Raw genomic sequence first — 18,408 nt, 5'->3', positions numbered from 1 at the left:
CACCGATGCGTATCGCAGTACTGGACGGCCGGGTCCCGGTCGTCGTGACCAAGGACGGCGTGCTGGACGTCAGCCGCGTCATCGCGACGACGGAGAGCGTCGCCGGCCCGTGGGGTTCGTGGCTGGAGTCCGGTCACACCCTGAAGGAGCTGCTCGAGCTCGACCTCAGCGGATGCCCGCAGGAATCATTCGACCCGCAGCGCCTGTCCGCGCCGCTCGCGCGCCCCCGGAAGATCGTCGCGGCTCCCGTGAACTACCTCGACCACAAGGTCGAGATGTCCGAGCAGAAGTCGATCGCCGACTACGGCGTCTTTCTCAAGGCCGGCACGTCCGTGATCGGCCCCGGGCAGCACGTTGAGCTTCCTTACGACGACAAGCGCACCGACCAGGAGGGCGAGCTCGCCCTCGTCATCGGGCGCACTGCCCGGCACGTCGCCGCCGAGGACGCGCTGGACCACGTCTTCGCCTACACCTGCGGGCTCGACATCAGCCTCCGCTCCACGGAGGACCGCTCGACGCGCAAGTCTTTCGACACCTTCACCCCGCTCGGCCCGTGGCTGGTCACCGCCGACGAGATCCCCGACCCCGACGTCCTGGAGCTGCGCTGCTGGGTGGCCGGCGAGCTGCGTCAGTCGACCAGCACGGCCGACCTGCTGTTCTCGGTGCCACAGCTCATCGCGTACGCATCGTCGGTGATGACCCTCGAGCCGGGCGACGTCCTGCTCGCCGGGACACCCGCCGGCGTCGGTCCGCTCGCCGACGGCGACCGGGTCCGCCTCGACATCGACTCCATCGGCTCGCTCGAGGTCGGCGTGCGCGGCCGCGATGCGATCGCGTACGCGGCACGGCCCCAGGGCCGCGTCGGCTCGCTAGCGGGATGAGGGGCGCGACCATGAATCTCAAGGAACGGGTCGAGTCCGCGCCCATGAGCCGGACGCAGTACGCCGTCATCTCCCTGTGCGTGGCGATGAACATGCTCGACGGGTTCGACGTGCTCGCCCTCGCCTTCAGCAGCTCGCACATCGCTGAGGAATGGCAGCTCACGGGCGGCCAGCTCGGTGTACTCCTCAGCAGCGCGTTGCTGGGCATGGCCGTGGGCTCCGCTTTCGTGTCGCAGGTCGCGGACGTGATCGGACGACGCGCGACCATCCTTGCCTGCGGCCTGGTCATCGCTCTGGGCATGGGGCTGTCCGCTGCTGCGGTCAGCTACGAGATGCTGCTGGTGGTTCGCGTGCTGACGGGCCTCGCGATCGGAACGCTCCAGGCGTGCTTGAACGTGCTGGTCTCGGAGTACTCCTCGGCGAAGCATCGCCCGACCGCCATCAGCTTCTACACGGCGGGCCAGCCCATCGGCGGCACCCTGGGCGGGATCCTCGCCGGGGTGCTCCTGGCAGCGTTCGGCTGGCGGTCGGTGTTCGCGTTCGGTGCCGTGGCCACCGCGGTACTGATGATCGTGGTCTGGCGGGTCCTGCCCGAGTCGATCGACTTTCTCATCAGCAGGCGTCCTTCGAGAGCCCTCGACCGCCTCAACGCGATCCTCACGAGGATCGGGCAGCCGGCCGAGTCCGAGCTCCCGGCCGCGGCGCCGCAGCGGACCGCGACCGCGCGTTGGCGCGACATCCTCGTCGGCCGCGCCGGCCTGGTGACCCTGTCGTTGGGGATCGCGTTCTTCATGCTCATGGCCGGGTTCTACTTCGCGAACTCGTGGACCCCGCAGCTGGTGGTCCTCAACGGGTTCAGTGCCGGCGACGGCGTCCAGGCCGGCAGCATGTTCAGCGTCGGCGGCATCGTCGGTTCTCTCGGCTTCGGCCCGGTCGCGTCCCGCCTCGGAGTGCGCCCCACGCTCATAGCGTGCTTCGTTCTCGCGGGCGCCGCGTTCGCGGGCTACGCGACGTCGATGAGCTCGCTCGTGACGGCGTTCGTCCTCGCGGCAGCCCTGGGCGCGATGACGAGCGCGGCGATGGCCGGCATGTTCTCGATCGGGCCGATGTACTTCAGCGCAGCTGCCCGGGCCACGGGCGTCGGACTCATCATCGGGCTCGGCCGCGTCGGCGCGATCGTCTCGCCCATCGTCGCGGGACGGCTCCTGGACACCGGGTGGGAGCCCGGCCAGCTCTACTACCTGTTCGTCATCCCCATGCTCGTCGGCGCCGCGTCGATCGCCCTGTTGCGTCGTCGCCCGACCGTCGCCGAGCAACCCGCTCGGGAGACGACACCCACGATTGCCGGCGCCGCACACGGCACACCTCAGAGCGAAGGAGGATACGCATGACCACCGAGAGTCAGATCGCGATCCACGCCCAGCCCGGCGACCCGGGACAGCCCGAGCCGAGCCCGGAGCTCGACCGCCTGTACGCGGACTTCGCCCGCAACAGCATGGCGCCGCTGTGGACGCAGACCAACGACCTGATGCCCCTCGTCCCGAAGCCCTCGGCGGTGCCGTTCGTGTGGCGATGGGCCGAGCTCGTGGACATCGCCCGTCGCGCAGGCGACCTCGTCCCGGTCGGCCGTGGTGGGGAACGCCGGGCGATCGGGCTGGCCAATCCCGGACTCGCCCCGACCGCCTACGCCACGCCGACGCTGTGGTGCGCGATCCAGTGGCTCGGGCCGTTCGAGACGGCCCCCGAGCACCGTCACGCGCAGAACGCGTTCCGGTTCGTGGTCGAAGGGGAGGGAGTCTGGACCGTCGTCAACGGCGATCCGGTGCGCATGAGCCGCGGCGACCTGCTCCTCACACCGGGGTGGAACTTCCACGGGCACCACAATGACACCGACCAGCCGATGGCGTGGATCGACGGCCTCGACGTGCCGTTCGCGCACGACATGGACCTCGGTTTCTTCGAGTTCGGCTCTGAGCGCGTGACCGACGAGGCCTCGCCGCGGGTTTCGCGGTCCGAGCGGCTCTGGGCGCACCCCGGTCTCACGCCCCTGTCCTCGCAGGAGCCTCAGGTGTCGACGCCGATCGGTGCCTACCGGTGGGAGCACACCGACGCCGCGCTGCGGGAGCAGCTCGCGCTCGAGGACGAGGGGCACCCGGCCACCGTCGAGCAGGGGCACGCGGCCATCAAGTACACGAACCCCACCAACGGGGGCGACGTGCTTCCGACCATGCGGTGCGAGTTCCACCGCCTGCGCGCCGGTGCTCGTACGGCGACCCGACGCGAGGTCGGCTCGTCGGTCTGGCAGGTGTTCGAGGGGGCCGGAACCGTCGTGCTCGACGGCGAACGCCGGAACCTGGTCAAGGGCGACCTGTTCGTCCTGCCCTCGTGGGCCGCATGGTCCTTGGAGGCGGAGAGTGAGTTCGACCTGTTCCGGTTCTCGGACGCGCCGATCGTCGAGAGGCTCCACTTCCAGCGCGCCTACCTTCCGGACTCGGGACGAATCGTCCCCGGAAGTCGCGGGTGACCTGATGGTCGCGAGGACCGACCTGGTCACCGATCCCCGGACGCGCCAGGATCTGCTCCTGGCGCGCCGGGGGACTGCGTACTTCTCACGGAAGCTGCGGGAGCTCACGGACGCCGAGCTGGCGGGCGCCTCGCGTGTACCCGGATGGAGCCGGGCCCACGTCGTCGCCCACGTGGGCTATCACGCGAGGGCACTTGCGAGGGTCATCGAAGGGGTACGGGCCGGGCACTCAGTCCCGATGTACGACTCCGACGCTGCACGGGACGACGAGATCGAGTTCGGGGCGACGCTGCCGGGCGTGGCGTTGCGTAACCTCCACGAGCACGCCGCGGTGCACCTCAACGTCGAGTGGCGCGATCTGGAACCGGAACGGTGGACCGACACGGCCTCGCTCGACGCCCGCCAGGACGTTCCGGTGAGCGCGACGCCGTGGCTGCGCGCCCGCGAGGTCTGGCTCGGAGCCGTCGACCTTGCTGCGGGCGCCACCCTGGACGACCTGCCGGACGGAGTGGTCGACCGCGTCACCGCCCTCCGTGCCTAACGAGACGACGCCGACGAGGGACGCGTGCTCTCGCGCACGACGAGGGACGGTTCGAGCACCAACGATCGATGGCGGTGCTCGGACCGTCCCCGCGCCTCCTCGAGCACCAGCTCAGCGCCGACGTGGCCCATGTCCGCGCCCGGCTGGGCGATCGTGGTGATCGGGATCGGGCTGTCCCAGGCTGCCTGGTTGTTGTCGTAGCCCACGACCGCGACGTCGTCGGGCACGCGCACGCCCGCCGCGGTCAGCGCCTGGACGATCCCGGCCGCGAGGAGGTCGGTGGCGGCGACGATGCCGTCGACACGTCGTGACCGGACATCGTCGACCAGTGCCCGGCCGGCCTCCCAGCCGTCGGCCCGGTTGACCCCCGCGGGGCTAACGGTGCGGACATGCTCGAGGGAGCGCTCGCCGACAGCGCGTGCAAAGCCGCGCGCCCGTTCGCGTACCGGGTCCAAGCTCGCGGGACCACCCACGAACGCGAGAGTCCGGCGTCCCGTGTCCGCCAGATGACAGGTGGCCATCCAACCGCCGAGCTCATTGTCGACGGAGACACTGCAGGACCGCGCGACGGGAACGGCAAGGTTCAGCATCACCGTGGGTGCGCTCCGCGGTGTGTCCCCGGAGATCGCCTCGTAGTGGTCCTCGTCGTTCAACGTCAACAGGATCCCTGCGACGCGCGCCTGGGCGAACGTGCGCAGGTAGCGGGACTCACGCTCGAGCCGCGTGTCGCTGTTCGCGATCATCAACGTGTGGGCCGCAGCCTCGGCGGCGTCCTCGGCGCCCCGCGCCACGTCGACGAACAGGGAGTTGCTCAGGTCGGGGAGCACGATGCCGATCGTTCGGCTCGAACCGGCGGCCAGGGACCGCGCGTTGCCGTCGGGAACGTAGTCGAGCATCGCCATCGCGCGCGCGACCTTCTCCGCGGTCGACGCGGACACCCGGTCTGGGTGGTTGAGCACGTTGGAGACGGTGCCGAGCGACACGCCGGCCAGGGAAGCGACATCACCGATCGACGGACGGGCACGGGGCTTCTCACCGTTGGCCACCCTGGGAACCTCCTCGCTGCTGCGGTGCAGCATAGGTCGTTTTGATCCGCTTCATCTGTGCGACGAATAACTGCACGTCCCGCGGCACGTGGTCAAACCGTGACATTCGAACGTTTCAAGATGGCTTGCCACGCGACGTGCCCGCACTCTAGCCTCACCGCTTGAAGCGCTTCAAAGGTGGCGCAACAACTTCAAGGAGGAAGTGATGAACACTGCGACGCAGCGGCGCACGACGGCTGTCGCCGCCTCGGTGGCGGCACTGGCGCTGACCCTGTCGGCGTGCTCGTCGGGCAACGGCACAGGTGACGAGGGCTCCGGCGCGACCGGGAGCTTCGAGTACCTCTCGCTGGCGGAGAACACCGCCGTGAAGGACACGCTGACCGCCCTCAGCACCGACCTGTGCAGCCAGCAGGAGTCGGACTCCCCGCTGAAGGTGACCACCCAGCCCCAGGCCAGCTTCGACCAGCAGCTCCAGCTCCTGGCCGGGCAGGGCGCCCTGCCCTCGGTCTTCGCCACGGGGAACTCGCCCGAGGTCATCAAGGACATCCACGAGTCCGGCCAGCTCGTCGACATCGACGCCGAGCTCGAGACACTGGGCAAGTCCGACGCCATCATCCCCGCGGCGCGCTCGACGATCGAGGCGCTGTACGACGGCGAGGTCTACGTCCTGCCCTCCGAGTTCAACGTCGAGGGCATCTGGTACAACAAGACGCTCTTCCAGGACAACGGCATCGAGATCCCCGAGACCTGGGACGACCTCGTCGCCGCGTCGGCAACCCTGGAGAAGGCCGGCGTCACGCCCATGGCGGCTGCCGGAAAGGACGGCTGGCCGCTGACCCGGCTCGTCGGCAACTACATCTACCGCGCGCTCGGCCCGGACGCCCTGAAGAAGGTCGCCGACGGCGAGGCCAAGCTTACCGACCCGCAGTACGTCGACGCCGCGGCACAGGTGGCTGCCCTCGGCGAGGCCGGCGCCTTCGGCAAGTCGGTCGGGTCCATCGACTACACCACGGCGATGAACCAGTTCCTCACCGGCAAGGCCGGCATGTACTACATGGGTAGCTGGGCGCTGGCGAACTTCAACGACGAGTCCCAGAACACCGTGGGCGCGGAGAACATCGGCTTCGTCCCGTTCCCGAACGTCGAGGGCGGGGCCGGCGACTCGACTCAGCTGGCTGCCAACATCGGCGTCCCACTCGCCATGTCCAAGGACCGCTTCGACGAGGGTGCGAAGAACTGGCTCAGCTGCATCGCGGACGGCTTCGGGCCGCAGTCGCTCACCGGTCAGGGCGTCGTCACGGGCTTCAAGGCGGAAACCGACGCCGACGTGCCGCCGCTGACGACCACGGTCCTGGGCGAGATCGACAAGGCCGACACGACGGTCCTGTGGTTCGAGGCGCTGTTCAACCCGAAGGCCACCACGACGGCGACGTCGAACGCGCAGCTGCTGGTCACGGGACAGATGAGCCCCGAGGACTACATGGCCGCCGTTCAGGCCGACCTCGGCTGACCTGATCCACCAGCGGAGGGTGCCCGCCAGAAGCGGGCACCCTCCGCAGCGTCGAAAGTAGAGAGATTCTCATGCGACACGTCCTCGGCGACCGGCGCGCGATCGCGTTGCTGCTCGGCCCAGCACTCCTGGTCTACACCCTGGTGATGCTCGTCCCGGTGGTGTGGTCCCTCGGTTACACCCTCTACGAGGGCAACGCGATCACCGGGTTCGAGCCCGTGGGGCTGGACAACTTCGTCCGGCTCGCCGAGGACCCGAGCGTGCGCGAAGCGCTGTGGTTCACGGTGCGCTTCGCCATCGTGCTGACCGTCGTGCAGGTGGTCGTGGGTTACCTGCTGGCCCTGCTGTACGTCTTCGTCCTGCGTCGCGCGTCCGGCATCGTGCGCACGCTGGTCTTCTTCCCCGTGGTCCTGCCGACCGTCGCGGTGGCGCTGATGTTCCAGCAGTTGTTCGAGTCGGCTCCGCGGACCGGCCCCGTGAACGCCCTGCTGGAGGCCGTCGGGATCGGAGGCGTCGACTGGTTCGCCAGCGGCAGCACGGCGTTCTGGGTGATCATCGCCATGGAGACGTGGCGCTCGATGGGCTTCTACGCGGTGCTGCTCTACGCGGGCCTCGTGGACATCCCCGAGGAGACCCTCGAGTCCGCACGTCTCGACGGCGCCTCCGGGCCCCGGCTCGTGCGCCACATCGTCCTGCCCTTGTCGCTCCCGGTGCTGCTGTCGTCCGTGATCTTCTCCATCAACGGCACGCTCAAGGTCTTCGACTCCGTGCTCGCGCTCACGAACGGCGGCCCGGGGAACCAGACAACCCCGTTGACGCTGTACATGTACCAGACCTCGTTCACCTACGGGGAGTACGGGTTCGGCAGCTCGATCGCCCTCCTGCTCACGGCGCTCTGCCTCCTGGTGACCCTCTTCATCTTCCGCTCGAGCCGCCGCGATCTGACGAAGGCCTGACCATGACCCAGACACTGACATCCGCCGCGCCCGGCGTGACCCCTGCTGCCACCCGACCGACGCGACGGAGGCGGTCCGCCCGCGCCGTGTGGCGGTCCATCTGGACCGGTGCCGTCGTCGCCGTGGTCCTCGTGATCGTGGTCTACCCGCTGATCTGGCTCGTGCTCGGGTCGCTCAAGACGCAGCCCGAGTTCCTCAACAACCCGACCTTCGCCCTGCCGGAGAGCTGGACCAACTTCGACAACTACGTCACCGCCGTCACCGACGGGAACCTCGGCACCTACGCGCGCAACAGCGTCCTGGCGGTATTCCCGTCCCTGGCGCTGACGATCCTGTTCGGCGTGGCCGCCGGGTTCGCGCTCGAGGTGATGGTCTGGAAGGGGCGGGCGACCACGCTGCTGCTCTTCCTCGCGGGCATCATGGTGCCCGGCCAGATGATCCTGCTGCCGCTGTTCACCATGTACTTCGAGGTGGGCCTGACCGGCTCCCTGTGGCCGCTGATCATCACCTATACCGCGATCGGCCTTCCGCTGACCGTCTTCATGATGGCGACCTTCTTCCGGGGCGTGCCGCGGGAGATCTTCGAGGCCGCGACCCTCGACGGAGCGAGCATCTATCGGATGTTCTTCTCCCTCGGGCTGCCGCTCGTCCGCAACGCGATCTTCACCGTCGCCCTGGTGCAGTTCTTCTTCATCTGGAACGACCTGCTCATCGCCCTGACGTTCACGAACCGTGACGAGCTGCGGACGATCCAGGTCGGGCTGCTGAACTTCAGGGGTCAGTTCGGGCAGGTGGACTACGGGCCCACGTTCGCGGCGATCTGCCTCAATGTCTTCGCCACCCTGGCCATCTACCTCTTCCTCAACCAGCGGGTCATGAAGGGCCTGACGGCGGGATCGGTGAAGGGCTGATGCCGCACGTCATCGACCTGCGCCCGGAGCACCGGAGCGACGCGCTCGGCATCGGCGACCGCAGCCCGCGACTGAGCTGGCGGCTCACCGGCTGCCCGGACGACGTCGAGCAGAGCGCCTACGAGATCGAGGTCCGTCGCGACTCCGGGCCGACGACACGGACGCTCGTCCCGCAGGGTTCCTCGTCCCTCGCACCCTGGCCATCAACTCCTCTGCGCAGCAGGGAACGCGCCGTCGTCCGGGTACGGGCGTCCCTCACAGACGGTCGTGCCACCGCGTGGTCGGCACCGCTGGTGGTTGAGGCGGGGCTCGATCCCGAGGACTGGCGCTCGTCGTTCGTTGCACCGTCGACGGCGGAGCCCACGGACGTGCCGCGGCCGGCCTACCTGCTCCGGACCGCCTTCACCGTCCCGCCGAGCGCCGCTCGAGTCCGCGCGTACGTCACCGCGCACGGCGTCTACGACCTCGAGGTCAACGGGACACGCGCGACCGACATCGAGCTGGCGCCCGGGTGGAGCAGCTACCAGCACAGGCTGCGCTACCAGACCTTCGACCTCGACACCCTCGCGCCGAGAGGGCAGGAGAGCGTCCTCGGGGTGTGGCTCGCGGACGGTTGGTATCGCGGACGGCTCGGCTTCAACGGAGGGAACTGGGACGTCTACGGGACCGACGTCGCTGCGCTGGTCCAGGTCGAGGTACGTCACGAGGACGGCCGGGTGGAGATCCTTCCGCTCGACTGGCGCACCGATGTGAGCCCGGTGACCGCGGCCGGACTGTACGAGGGGGAGTACTACGACGCCCGGCTCCACCAGGCAGGATGGTCCGCGCCGGGCTTCGACGACAGCGGCTGGGAGCTGCCGGCCGTCCTGCCCCTCGGCGACTTCGGGCATGAGCTCGAGGCCCCGCCCGGACCGCCCGTCCGCGTGGTGGAGACGCTCAGCCCGGCGGCCGTCGAGCACCGAGCTGATGGCCGGGTCAGGTTGGACTTCGGGCAGAACATCTCCGGCAAGCTGCGTTTCACCGCGGCAGCATCGCGCGGTCACGTCATCCGTATCCACCACGCAGAGGTTCTGGAGGACGGCGAGCTGGGCGTCCGTCCGCTGCGCACCGCGACGTCGGTCGACTCCTATACCTTCGCCGGCGGCGAGCCCGAGACGTGGACCCCGCGCTTCACGGTGCACGGATTCCGATACGTCGAGATTGAAGGGTGGCCCGCAGAACACGACCCGTCGTCCGTCGAGGCGCTGGTCGTCCACTCGGACATGACCCGGAGCGGCTGGTTTGAGTCCTCGAACGCCTTGCTCGACCGACTGCACGAGAATGTCGTGTGGAGCATGCGCGACAACTTCGTCGACCTCCCGACCGACTGCCCTCAACGCGACGAGCGGCTCGGGTGGACCGGCGACATCCAGGTGTTCGCCCCGGCAGCGTCCTTCCTGTACGACAGCACCGGTGTGCTGCTGAGCTGGCTGCGCGACGTCATGGCCGAGCAGCGTGCACAGGGCACGATGCGCAATTTCCATCCGTGGCTCGAGTGCGGGTTCCCAGACGAGCCGGCGGCGGCCTGGGGTGATGCGGCCGTCATCGTCCCGTGGACCCTGTACGAGCGCACGGGTGACCTGCAGATCCTGCGCGACCACGTGGAGAGCATGGCTGCCTGGGTCGATCAGGTGGCCGAACGGACCGGGGGCACGGGGCTGTGGGACTCGGGCTTCCAGCTCGGTGACTGGCTCGACCCGGCCGCGCCACCGGAGAACCCGGGCGACTCACCGACCGATGCGCATCTCGTCGCCACGGGTTACCACGCGAAGACTGCTGCCCTGGTCGCGCGCACCTACGAGCTGCTGGGGGAGGAGACTCGGGCCGAGGGCTACCGCGAGATCGCGGCGCGCGCTAGGGCCGCGTTCCGCACGACATTCGTCTCGGCGGCTGGGCGTGTCGTGAGCGACACGGTCACCGGGCTGTCACTCGCGATCTGCTTCGACCTGCTCGACGGCGACCAGGTTGCTGTCGCCGGTCGGCGGCTGGTCGAGAAGGTCCTGGAGAGTGACCACCGGATCAGTACCGGGTTCGTCGGGACACCGATCGTCTGCGACGCCCTGGCGCGCGTCGGCGCGGTCGACACCGCCTATCACCTGCTCCTGCAGACCGAGTGTCCCTCGTGGCTCTACCCCGTCACGATGGGCGCGACGACGGTCTGGGAGCGTTGGGACAGCATGCTCCCCGACGGCAGCATCAACCCTGGTGAGATGACGTCGTTCAACCACTATGCCCTCGGCGCGGTCGTGGACTTCGTGCATCGCGTCGTCGCCGGCCTGGCGCCGGCCGCACCCGGTTACCGGGAGGTCCGCTTCGCGCCCCGGCCGGGCGGGGGTTTGACCCGTGCCACGGCGACCCACCTCTCCCCGCAGGGTCGGATCCGGTCGGCGTGGCGTCGCTCCGGCGACCGATTCCACCTGACCGTGGAGGTCCCCCCGGGGGCGCGGGGAACGGTCGAGCTGCCCGACGGGTCGGGGCCGATCCATGTCGGACCTGGCACGTCAGAGCTCGAGTGCCTGGTGCGTCCGGCAGCAGACGACCCCGCCGCCCCGCGCCGGTGGAACATCCACGACGCCAACGACCGCGCCCTCATGGCCGAAGCCGGGGTGGCCTGACATGAACGCTGCTCACGATCGGAGCGAGCAGGCCGCGGTGGACGACGCGCGCGACGACATCGTGTCGGCCGTCTCCGTCCTGGTCGGCGCCGACATGTCCAGCACCCGCCCCGGTGCCGGGCACCCGAGGCTCGTCCTGGCCGACGGGCCCAGCGGCCTGGCCATGAACCTGCCCGACTTCTCCGGCAAGATCCCCGCTACGAGCTTTCCGGCGCCGGTGGCACTGGCGGCAACGTGGAACGTCGACCTCATCGAGAAGGTCGGCGCTGCGATCGGTGCCGAGGCACGCGCAGCCGGCGCGCACGTGCTGCTGGGCCCGTCGGTGAACCTGAAGCGTTCGCCGCTCGGAGGACGCAACTTCGAGTACTACTCGGAGGACCCGCACATGTCCGGCCGGGCCGGGGCAGCGTTCGTCCGCGGGGTCCAGTCACAGGGTGTCGGGGCGTGCGTGAAGCACTACGCCGTGAACAGCCAGGAGACCGACCGGATGCGTGTCAGTGCCGAGGTGAGCGAGCGCGCCCTGCGCGAGTTGTACCTGGCGGCGTTCGAGCACATCGTCACTGAGACCGACCCCGCGATGGTGATGGCCTCCTACAACCGGGTCAACGGAGTGTACGCCTCCCAGCACCCTTGGCTGCTGACCCAGGTCCTGCGCGAGGAGTGGGGCTTCGGAGGAGCCATCGTCTCCGACTGGGGAGCGGTCGACGACCCGGTGGCCGCGGTCGCGGCGGGGCTGGACCTCCAGATGCCCGGGCCGAGCCCGGCGACCAAGGACGCCATCGTCGCGGCGGTACGCGCCGGGGAGCTCGACCGGCGGGTCGTCGATCAGGCCGCCGCGCGGCTGGCCGCTGTCGCGCGACGATGGGGATCGCCCTCACGACCAGATCCCATGGATCGAGCCGCTCACGAGGGGCTGGCGCGCCGGGTCGCGTCGGAGTCCTTCGTCCTCCTGCGCAACGAGGACGCGACGTTGCCTCTCGCAGGCTCCGGCCGTCTCTTGGTTGTCGGAGAGCTCGCAATGTCTCCTCGCCGAGGCGGCGGCGGAAGTGCCGACGTCGCGGCGGAAGGCGGTGACACCCCGTTGCAGGCACTCGCTGACGCGTGGGCGGGGCGGGTGGATTTCGAGCCCGGCTACCGTCTCGACTCCGGCGACGACCCGTCGTTGCGCCCTCGTGCGGTTAAGGTCGCACGCCGGGCCGACGCCGTCATCGTGGTCGTCGGCAGCGTGCCGGGCAGCGACTCCGAGGGCTACGACCGCGACACGCTCGGTCTGCCGGACGACCAGGCCGCCCTCGTCGCGGACCTGGTGGCGACCGGCACGTCCACCACCGTCGTGGTGAACGCCGGCGGCGTTGTCGACATCGCACCGTGGCACGAGCAAGCCGGCGCGGTCCTCATGACGTGGCTCCCCGGCTGCGCCGGGGGAGCGGCACTGGCCGACGTCCTCCTCGGTGCGGTGAACCCGTCCGGAAAACTGACTGAGACCTACCCGTTGGCGGTCGAGGACACCCCTGCCTGGCCTGGCTTCCCGGCTACTGACCATCGAGCACTTCACGGCGAGGGCGTTCTGGTCGGCTACCGGTGGTACGACAGTCGGGGGAAGGACGTGGCGTATCCGTTCGGTCACGGACTGACCTACACGACGTTCGCCTACAACGACCTGGAAGTCGAGGTTCAGGATCCGGAACGGGTCACCGTGCGGTTCACGCTGACGAACACCGGGCCGCGGTCGGGCGCCGAGGCCTGGCAGGTCTATGTCGGGGACCCCGTTCAGGTGGCGGACCGGGAGGTTCGCCGGCTCGCAGCCTTCGGCAAGCTCGAGCTCGCGCCTGGCGAGTCTCGGGAGATCGAGGCGGTGCTCGATCGACGGTCGTTCGCGCGATGGAGTGACGCTTCCGGCACCTGGGTGGTGAGCAAGGGGCGCCACGAGGTGTGGGTCGGAGCATCGTCGCGAGACCTTCGTGGGCGGGAACTCATCGACATTGATGGTGACCCGTCGCCCGCCGTGCTCACTTCCCGGTCCACGCTTCGTGAATGGCTGGAGCATCCGACGCTTGGCCCACGGCTGAAGGTCACGGTGGCGAATGCTGATCCCGACGGTGCTACGACGCGGTTCCTTGGCAATCCGGTGATTCTCACGATGATCGGCGACATGCCGATCCACCGGCTCTTCGGGGACCCTGCGAACGTCCTGAGTTCAGTCCTTCTGGACGAGGTCTCGGCAGACGCTCCGCCTGTTAGTCGCTGATACCGCGGATCGCAGCGATGGTCTCGATCTACGACGTGGCGCGGTCGGCCAAGGTCTCACCGGCGACGGTGTCGAACTTCCTGAACCGCCCGAGAAAGGTCGCGCCCACGACCGCGGCACGCATCGCCGCGGTCATCGACGAACTGGGGTTCGTCCCCAGACTCTCGGCACGCCAGCTCAGATGGGGCCGCTCCGGCATCGTCGGCATCTGCGTGGTGAACGCCTCCAACCCGTACTTTGCTGAGGTGGTGCGAGCGGCCGAGATCGTGCTCGCGGCCGAAGGTGCCGCGGTCGTCGTTGCGAGCTCGTACGAGTTAGCTGAGCGGCAGTCGCGGCTCTTGGGGATGTTCGAGGAACTGAGGTTCGACGGGATCCTCGTCACCCCGACCGACGGCGAGCTCGAACAGCTTCGGCAGATTCAGGCGCGCGGGACCCCGCTTGTGCTGATGGACCATGCAGATCCCCAGGGCTCCATTCCCGGGATCGTGGTTGATCACGCCGCCGGGGGCAGAGCGGCGGCCGAGCACCTGCTCAGCATCGGCCGCCGATCGTTCTGGGTCGCCACGGGACCGGCTGGAATTCAGCAGACCGCACGTCGCGAAGAGGGGTTCCGCAAGATGATCGAGGCGGTGCCCGGGACATCACTGAAGGTAGTGCGGTCGAGCGACCTCGGGTTGCGCGAGGGGCAGGACATCGGTCGACGCGTTGCCACCGAGGCGCCCGGCGCACGCCCGGACGCGATATTCGCCGCCAACGACATGCACGCGTTGGGACTGGAGCGGGCGCTTCTGGAATGCGGCATCCCTGTACCCGAGGAAGTCGCACTCGTCGGCTACGACGACATCCCATTCGCGGAGTGCGCTGCCGTTCCCTTGACCACGCTGCGGCAGCCGAGCCTTGAGATTGGCACGGCCGCTGCCCGGCTAGTCTTGAGCCGCCCTGGCACGGTCGTCGGCGCCGACCCGGCCGGCGCTTGGTTGCCGGAGCTCGTGATTCGCGCGAGCACCAACGTCGCCGCGGCAAGTGCAGACTAGAAGTCGAGACCACCGCGAGTTATCCGGGCCTCCCCGCTTCTTCCTGGGTTGCGCTGCGCAGCGGCTCACCGTCCGGGCCGGGAGGGTGAGGTCCTCGGAGTCGGGGTCGATCCAGCGCTGGTAGCCGGGTCCGGTCTGTGCGGTTTCGAAGCGTACGGCGATGCGTCCGTCGCTGCCGACGCGGACGACCCATCCGCGTCCGTCGGCGGCGGTCTCGACGTCCAGGCCGGGGGCGACGGTGGCGGCCGTCGCCCGGATCGGGCCGGTCGCCGGTGGCGGCCCGGTCCCGGCCTCGACGCCGTCCGGGACGTCGCCCTGGCCCGGGGTCTCGGCGGCTTCGGACGGCTGCGGCGGTTCCGGTCCGAGGGGCAGCATGAGCTGTGCGTGCTCGGACAGGGCGTGGAACGCGACGCCGAGGAGGCGGACGGGCTCGGTGACCTCGGCGAGCTGCAGCGCGCGGTGGGCGGCGTCGCGCAGGGCGGACTCGTCGGTCGTGGGGCGGGGCAGGGTGACCGAGCGGGTCAGGGTCGTGAACGACGCGAGGCGCACCTTGACGACCACGGTGCGCGCGGCCGCGGCGTGCCGTTCGAGGCGCGCGAGCGCGGCGTCGATGACGGGGTCGAGCGCGGCGGCGATCGCGGCGCGGCCGTGCAGGTCGGTGTCGAAGGTGTGCTCGGCGCCGGCGGACTTGCGTTCGCGCACGGTCGTGAGGGGGCGGTCGTCCCAGCCGCGCGCGATCCGGTACAGGTTGGTCCCGCTCGCCTCGCCGGCGACCATGAGGAGAGTGTCGAGCGGTTGGCGGCGCAGGTCGGCGACCGTGCGCACCCCGAGGCCGTCCAGGCGTGCGGCGGAGACCGGGCCGACGCCCCACAGCGCCCGCACGGGCAGGTCGAGCAGGAACGCGTCCTCCTCGTCGGCCCCGACGACCCGGACCCCGCCGGGCTTCGCGGCCTCCGAGGCCAGCTTCGCGACGAGCTTGGAACGACCGAGGCCGATCGAGACGGGCAGCCCGCTCAGCTCGCGCGCCCGCTCGCGGATCGTGTGCGCGAGGTCGTCGAGGTCGGTCTGCGGCCGGGTGGCGGTGGTGAGGTCGGCGAAGGCCTCGTCGATGCTCACGGGCTCGACGACGTCGGTGACCTCGCGCAGCGCGGTCATGATCCGGTCCGAGAAGGCGGAGTACGCGGCGAACCGTGGCACGAGGACGATCGTCGAGGGCGGGCACAGCCGCCGGGCCTGCTCCATCGGCATCGCGGAGCGCGCGCCGTACTGCCGCGCCTCGTACGACGCGGTGGCCACGACGCTGCGCGGTCCGACGCCGCCGACCAGCACGGGGCGCCCGCGCAACGACGGGCGCTGGTGCTGCTCGACGGCCGCGAAGAAGGCGTCCGCGTCCAGGTGCGCGATCGTCGGGCGGGCGCGCAGCACCGGGGCGTGCAGCGCGGGGTCGGGTCTCACCGTCCTACTCTGCCGCGGGCGGCCGACACCGAACCGGCCGGGACGCCGTTCTTGGTGGTACGTGCGGCCGAGCCAGGGGCAAGCGACGGACCGGACTGGCCAGGGGGCACAGACCTTTGGGGGAGTGGTGGCTCGACACTGCCCTCTGGTGGCAACGTCAGATCAGCTTGCCCGTCCGGCGTGGGCTAAACGTCACGCTGGTTCGCCGGTCTTTGCCGATGGCGTGCGCCGACGGCCGTAGAACTCACCCGCTTCACGGTTGTGGACCGCATGGCGCCATCTACCGTCAGGCTCGGCAGAGACCGGCTTCTCAGGATCGACGCCCGGGCTAGGGTCCAGCTCTCGATACCAGCTCGACCAGATCGCGACGCCAGCGTTTCCCCCTGCATGACTCAATACGTGTCGCCAGCGGACCAGCCCTTGCGCGGGGAGCGGCCGACCTCGAAGATCACCAGGTGATGTTCTCGGAAAAGGTGAGAGGCGAGTGGACGCAACGCAGCTAGTGATTTGGCGGTCGGAGCTGTCCGAGCGGACCCGCGAGACCAACCGGCGCAGCTACGTGACCGACGTCTTCCGTCGGCAGTCGAAGCCGAGACCGGGTTCGATCGCAATCGCGTTCCAGCAGGACGACGACGGGTCTCTAGTGGCTGTAGGTCTCGGCATCGCAAGCAGGCCAACCGGCGTTGCTGACGGCAAAGTGAGAACCCGGTTCGACTCGTGGTGCCCGCTCGAGCCTCCGGTCGGTCTCGACGAAATCAACCACCTGATCACTGGTGGCACGCAGGTACACGTCCCGGAGCCGCTGGACACGACCATGTTCCAGGGCTCAGCGCGCGAAGCGATCCTCCGCGCCGTGGCGCAACTGCGCCCGGAAGTCGCCGAATGGCTTTCCGGGCTCTCCGATGAGGCCTTCGTGGAAGAGGAGTTCCGGCAAATCCGGGACGAAGCTAGGGACGCGATCATCTTGGCTGCTGACATCGCGGACGTGGACCTGCCGCCCGACGCTTTCCGACACGTCGACTACGCCCCCGACACCGATTCGCTGCTCGACATTGTCGTTAGCGCCGCATATGTGTCAGATCTGGAAGAAGACCTCATCCCCCAGGAGCTCCGCAGATTCGACGAGAAATCCGAGGTGAGCCAGGTATCGGCAAGTTGCTCTGTGTTCACAGACCACGACGACGGCCATAAGCTCGTCGTATTCAACGTGAACAAGAAGCCGTTCGAGATCGAACTCGGCGTCGACCTGGTTTACTGGGACAAGACCAACGACACCTTCACCCTAATTCAATACAAGCGGCTGGAACGAGTCTCTGCAGACCCCAGCGCAAGCAGGTTCAAACACGACTGGGTATACCTGCGAGAGCAAGAACTCCGCAAACAACTCAAACTCATGCCGATATTCTCGAGTCCCGCGACCAAGAGCGCTGATTGGCGCCTGACTCCGTCGCCCTTCTGGTTCAAGTTTGTCAATGGTGACGCCGGCCGAGACAATGACAAACTTGTCCTTACTGGCATGTATGTACCAGCCGAGTATCTCCGGGTTGCCGTCGATGACAGCTCCCTCCGATCCGGCCCTAAAGGTGGGTTCCGGCTGGGGTATGCCAATACGAAGTACGTCACGAAGCAGACCTTCGTCGAATTACTGCGGCGGGGTCTAATCGGCACGGACTCCGAGCATTCAAGAGACCTTCATGTGGTAATTCGCGATCTGAGCAAGACGGGCAGACAGACGCTGATAGCCGTCAAGGAGAAGTGGGTGCGAGAGGCGGCGACCGCGGAGAGTCAGAAACTGCCGTTCTGAGCGAGGCTCCTATTGTGTTAGAACATCGTGAGTTCGCAGTCTTGGCGAGGCCACGTTCGAGTGGCACGGTTCAGCTTTTCTGAGGACCGTGCGGCGGGCTTCGCCGGAACGGTCTCGGCCTTGCGGAGCGCGGAATGCGGATCGGAATGGACTCGTCGGAGTGAAGTCGTTCTCGCGCGTGTGTTTAAGCCGGAAACGAATGCCGTCGCGGCACAATTTGCTCACACTGCACGATAATAGGACGCTCGCATGCCGAGACGCGGATCGATTGACAAACTTGCTGCTGTATCGGACGCATCTGCGTAGGTGAACGCCCTCCAACCCGTACTTTGCCGAGGTGGTGCGAGCGGCCGAGACCGTGCTGGCGGCCGAAGGCGTCGCGGCCGTCGTCGCGAGCCCGTATGAGTCGGCGGAGCGACAACCGCGGCTCTTGGCGACGTTCGAGGAACTGACGTTCGACGGGATCCTTGTTGCCCCGACTGACGGTGAGCTCGAACAGCTTTGGCAAATCCACGCGCGCGAGACCCCGCCCGTGCTGATGGATTATGCCGATCCAACAGGCTCCATTCCCGGAACCGTGGTGGACCACCGAGCGGGCGGACGGGCAGCTGGCGAGCATCTCCTCGCCCGAGGTCGCCGATCGTTCTGGGTCGCCACAGGCCCGTTGGGGTCCCGCAGACCCTAGCTCGCGAGGCGGGGTTCCGAGAGGCGGTCAAGGCCGCCCCGGGAACGTCGTTGAGGGTGGCGCGGGGGACTGCTGCAGGATCGGTTGACACCGGGTGAGTGGTGATCATGCCGCAAGGGCGGCGTTCTGGGTGGTGAAGGCGAGTTCGTACTCGACTGG

14 protein-coding genes are annotated in these 18,408 nt (G+C 68.7%); 12 read left to right on the top strand and 2 right to left on the bottom strand.

Translation table 11 applies throughout. The features are described 5' to 3' along the window. Nucleotides 1-5: 5 nt before the first annotated feature. Genes ACH443_RS20065 through ACH443_RS20050 form a run of 4 tightly spaced genes read left to right on the top strand, consistent with a single transcriptional unit; the run spans nucleotide 6 to nucleotide 3,946 of the window. Nucleotides 6-881 carry a fumarylacetoacetate hydrolase family protein gene (locus ACH443_RS20065; protein ID WP_430591313.1) on the top strand — a complete coding sequence of 292 codons (876 nt, stop codon included), beginning with the start codon at nucleotides 6-8 and terminating at the stop codon, nucleotides 879-881. Continuing rightward, the gene (locus ACH443_RS20060; protein WP_430591312.1) at nucleotides 878-2,272 is read left to right on the top strand and encodes an MFS transporter; all 1,395 of its coding nucleotides are present in this window, start codon (nucleotides 878-880) and stop codon (nucleotides 2,270-2,272) included. Before ACH443_RS20065 ends, ACH443_RS20060 begins: the two co-directional genes overlap by 4 nt. Continuing rightward, nucleotides 2,269-3,405, top strand: coding sequence for a cupin domain-containing protein (locus tag ACH443_RS20055; RefSeq protein WP_430591311.1), 1,137 nt, complete (start codon nucleotides 2,269-2,271; stop codon nucleotides 3,403-3,405). Before ACH443_RS20060 ends, ACH443_RS20055 begins: the two co-directional genes overlap by 4 nt. Nucleotides 3,406-3,409: 4 nt before the next feature. Continuing rightward, nucleotides 3,410-3,946, top strand: a complete 537-nt coding sequence (locus tag ACH443_RS20050) for a maleylpyruvate isomerase N-terminal domain-containing protein (protein WP_430591310.1) — start codon at nucleotides 3,410-3,412, stop codon at nucleotides 3,944-3,946. On the opposite strand, the gene ACH443_RS20045 is transcribed toward ACH443_RS20050, so the two are convergent. Next, the gene (locus tag ACH443_RS20045; protein WP_430591309.1) at nucleotides 3,943-4,992 is read right to left on the bottom strand and encodes a LacI family DNA-binding transcriptional regulator; all 1,050 of its coding nucleotides are present in this window, start codon (nucleotides 4,990-4,992) and stop codon (nucleotides 3,943-3,945) included. The genes ACH443_RS20050 and ACH443_RS20045 overlap by 4 nt on opposite strands. 205 nt (nucleotides 4,993-5,197) lie before the next feature. Between ACH443_RS20045 and ACH443_RS20040 the strand changes: the two genes are divergently transcribed. The 6 genes from ACH443_RS20040 (at nucleotide 5,198) to ACH443_RS20015 (ending at nucleotide 14,305) form a co-directional block, all read left to right on the top strand. After that, on the top strand, nucleotides 5,198-6,502 hold the full coding sequence (locus ACH443_RS20040) for an ABC transporter substrate-binding protein (protein WP_430591308.1): 1,305 nt from the start codon (nucleotides 5,198-5,200) through the stop codon (nucleotides 6,500-6,502). A gap of 71 nt (nucleotides 6,503-6,573) precedes the next feature. Beyond that, nucleotides 6,574-7,458: a carbohydrate ABC transporter permease gene (locus ACH443_RS20035; RefSeq protein WP_430591307.1), complete on the top strand. Its 885-nt coding sequence runs from the start codon at nucleotides 6,574-6,576 to the stop codon at nucleotides 7,456-7,458. Between the two features lie 2 nt (nucleotides 7,459-7,460). Continuing rightward, nucleotides 7,461-8,369, top strand: coding sequence for a carbohydrate ABC transporter permease (locus ACH443_RS20030; RefSeq protein ID WP_430591306.1), 909 nt, complete (start codon nucleotides 7,461-7,463; stop codon nucleotides 8,367-8,369). Beyond that, nucleotides 8,369-11,023 (top strand): family 78 glycoside hydrolase catalytic domain, encoded by a 2,655-nt coding sequence (locus ACH443_RS20025; protein WP_430591305.1) that lies wholly within the window; start codon nucleotides 8,369-8,371, stop codon nucleotides 11,021-11,023. Before ACH443_RS20030 ends, ACH443_RS20025 begins: the two co-directional genes overlap by 1 nt. A 37-nt stretch (nucleotides 11,024-11,060) precedes the next feature. Continuing rightward, nucleotides 11,061-13,271 carry a glycoside hydrolase family 3 C-terminal domain-containing protein gene (locus tag ACH443_RS20020; RefSeq protein WP_430591304.1) on the top strand — a complete coding sequence of 737 codons (2,211 nt, stop codon included), beginning with the start codon at nucleotides 11,061-11,063 and terminating at the stop codon, nucleotides 13,269-13,271. 17 nt (nucleotides 13,272-13,288) lie between these two features. Next, nucleotides 13,289-14,305 carry a LacI family DNA-binding transcriptional regulator gene (locus ACH443_RS20015; protein ID WP_430591303.1) on the top strand — a complete coding sequence of 339 codons (1,017 nt, stop codon included), beginning with the start codon at nucleotides 13,289-13,291 and terminating at the stop codon, nucleotides 14,303-14,305. On the opposite strand, the gene ACH443_RS20010 is transcribed toward ACH443_RS20015, so the two are convergent. After that, nucleotides 14,195-15,760 carry a DNA polymerase IV gene (locus tag ACH443_RS20010; RefSeq protein ID WP_430591302.1) on the bottom strand — a complete coding sequence of 522 codons (1,566 nt, stop codon included), beginning with the start codon at nucleotides 15,758-15,760 and terminating at the stop codon, nucleotides 14,195-14,197. The two genes, ACH443_RS20015 and ACH443_RS20010, sit on opposite strands and share 111 nt — an antisense overlap. Nucleotides 15,761-16,244: 484 nt before the next feature. Between ACH443_RS20010 and ACH443_RS20005 the strand changes: the two genes are divergently transcribed. Further along, nucleotides 16,245-17,564 carry a hypothetical protein gene (locus tag ACH443_RS20005; RefSeq protein WP_430591301.1) on the top strand — a complete coding sequence of 440 codons (1,320 nt, stop codon included), beginning with the start codon at nucleotides 16,245-16,247 and terminating at the stop codon, nucleotides 17,562-17,564. Between the two features lie 337 nt (nucleotides 17,565-17,901). Further along, the gene (locus ACH443_RS20000) at nucleotides 17,902-18,249 is read left to right on the top strand and encodes a hypothetical protein (protein ID WP_430591300.1); all 348 of its coding nucleotides are present in this window, start codon (nucleotides 17,902-17,904) and stop codon (nucleotides 18,247-18,249) included. The last annotated feature ends 159 nt before the right edge of the window (nucleotides 18,250-18,408 follow it).

Origin of the sequence: Isoptericola sp. NPDC019571 (assembly GCF_044389385.1) — a bacterium.
Taxonomy (GTDB): Bacteria; Actinomycetota; Actinomycetes; order Actinomycetales; family Cellulomonadaceae; genus Isoptericola; species Isoptericola nanjingensis.
This window is presented reverse-complemented; position numbering and strand designations above follow the sequence as displayed.

Excerpts from the sequence above, each read along its gene's own strand:
- ACH443_RS20065 (WP_430591313.1), top strand. The coding sequence starts at position 6 with ATGCGTATCGCAGTACTGGACGGCCGGGTCCCGGTCGTCGTGACCAAG.
- ACH443_RS20060 (WP_430591312.1), top strand. The coding sequence starts at position 878 with ATGAGGGGCGCGACCATGAATCTCAAGGAACGGGTCGAGTCCGCGCCC.
- ACH443_RS20055 (WP_430591311.1), top strand. The coding sequence starts at position 2,269 with ATGACCACCGAGAGTCAGATCGCGATCCACGCCCAGCCCGGCGACCCG.
- ACH443_RS20050 (WP_430591310.1), top strand. The coding sequence starts at position 3,410 with ATGGTCGCGAGGACCGACCTGGTCACCGATCCCCGGACGCGCCAGGAT.
- ACH443_RS20040 (WP_430591308.1), top strand. The coding sequence starts at position 5,198 with ATGAACACTGCGACGCAGCGGCGCACGACGGCTGTCGCCGCCTCGGTG.
- ACH443_RS20035 (WP_430591307.1), top strand. The coding sequence starts at position 6,574 with ATGCGACACGTCCTCGGCGACCGGCGCGCGATCGCGTTGCTGCTCGGC.
- ACH443_RS20030 (WP_430591306.1), top strand. The coding sequence starts at position 7,461 with ATGACCCAGACACTGACATCCGCCGCGCCCGGCGTGACCCCTGCTGCC.
- ACH443_RS20025 (WP_430591305.1), top strand. The coding sequence starts at position 8,369 with ATGCCGCACGTCATCGACCTGCGCCCGGAGCACCGGAGCGACGCGCTC.
- ACH443_RS20015 (WP_430591303.1), top strand. The coding sequence starts at position 13,289 with ATGGTCTCGATCTACGACGTGGCGCGGTCGGCCAAGGTCTCACCGGCG.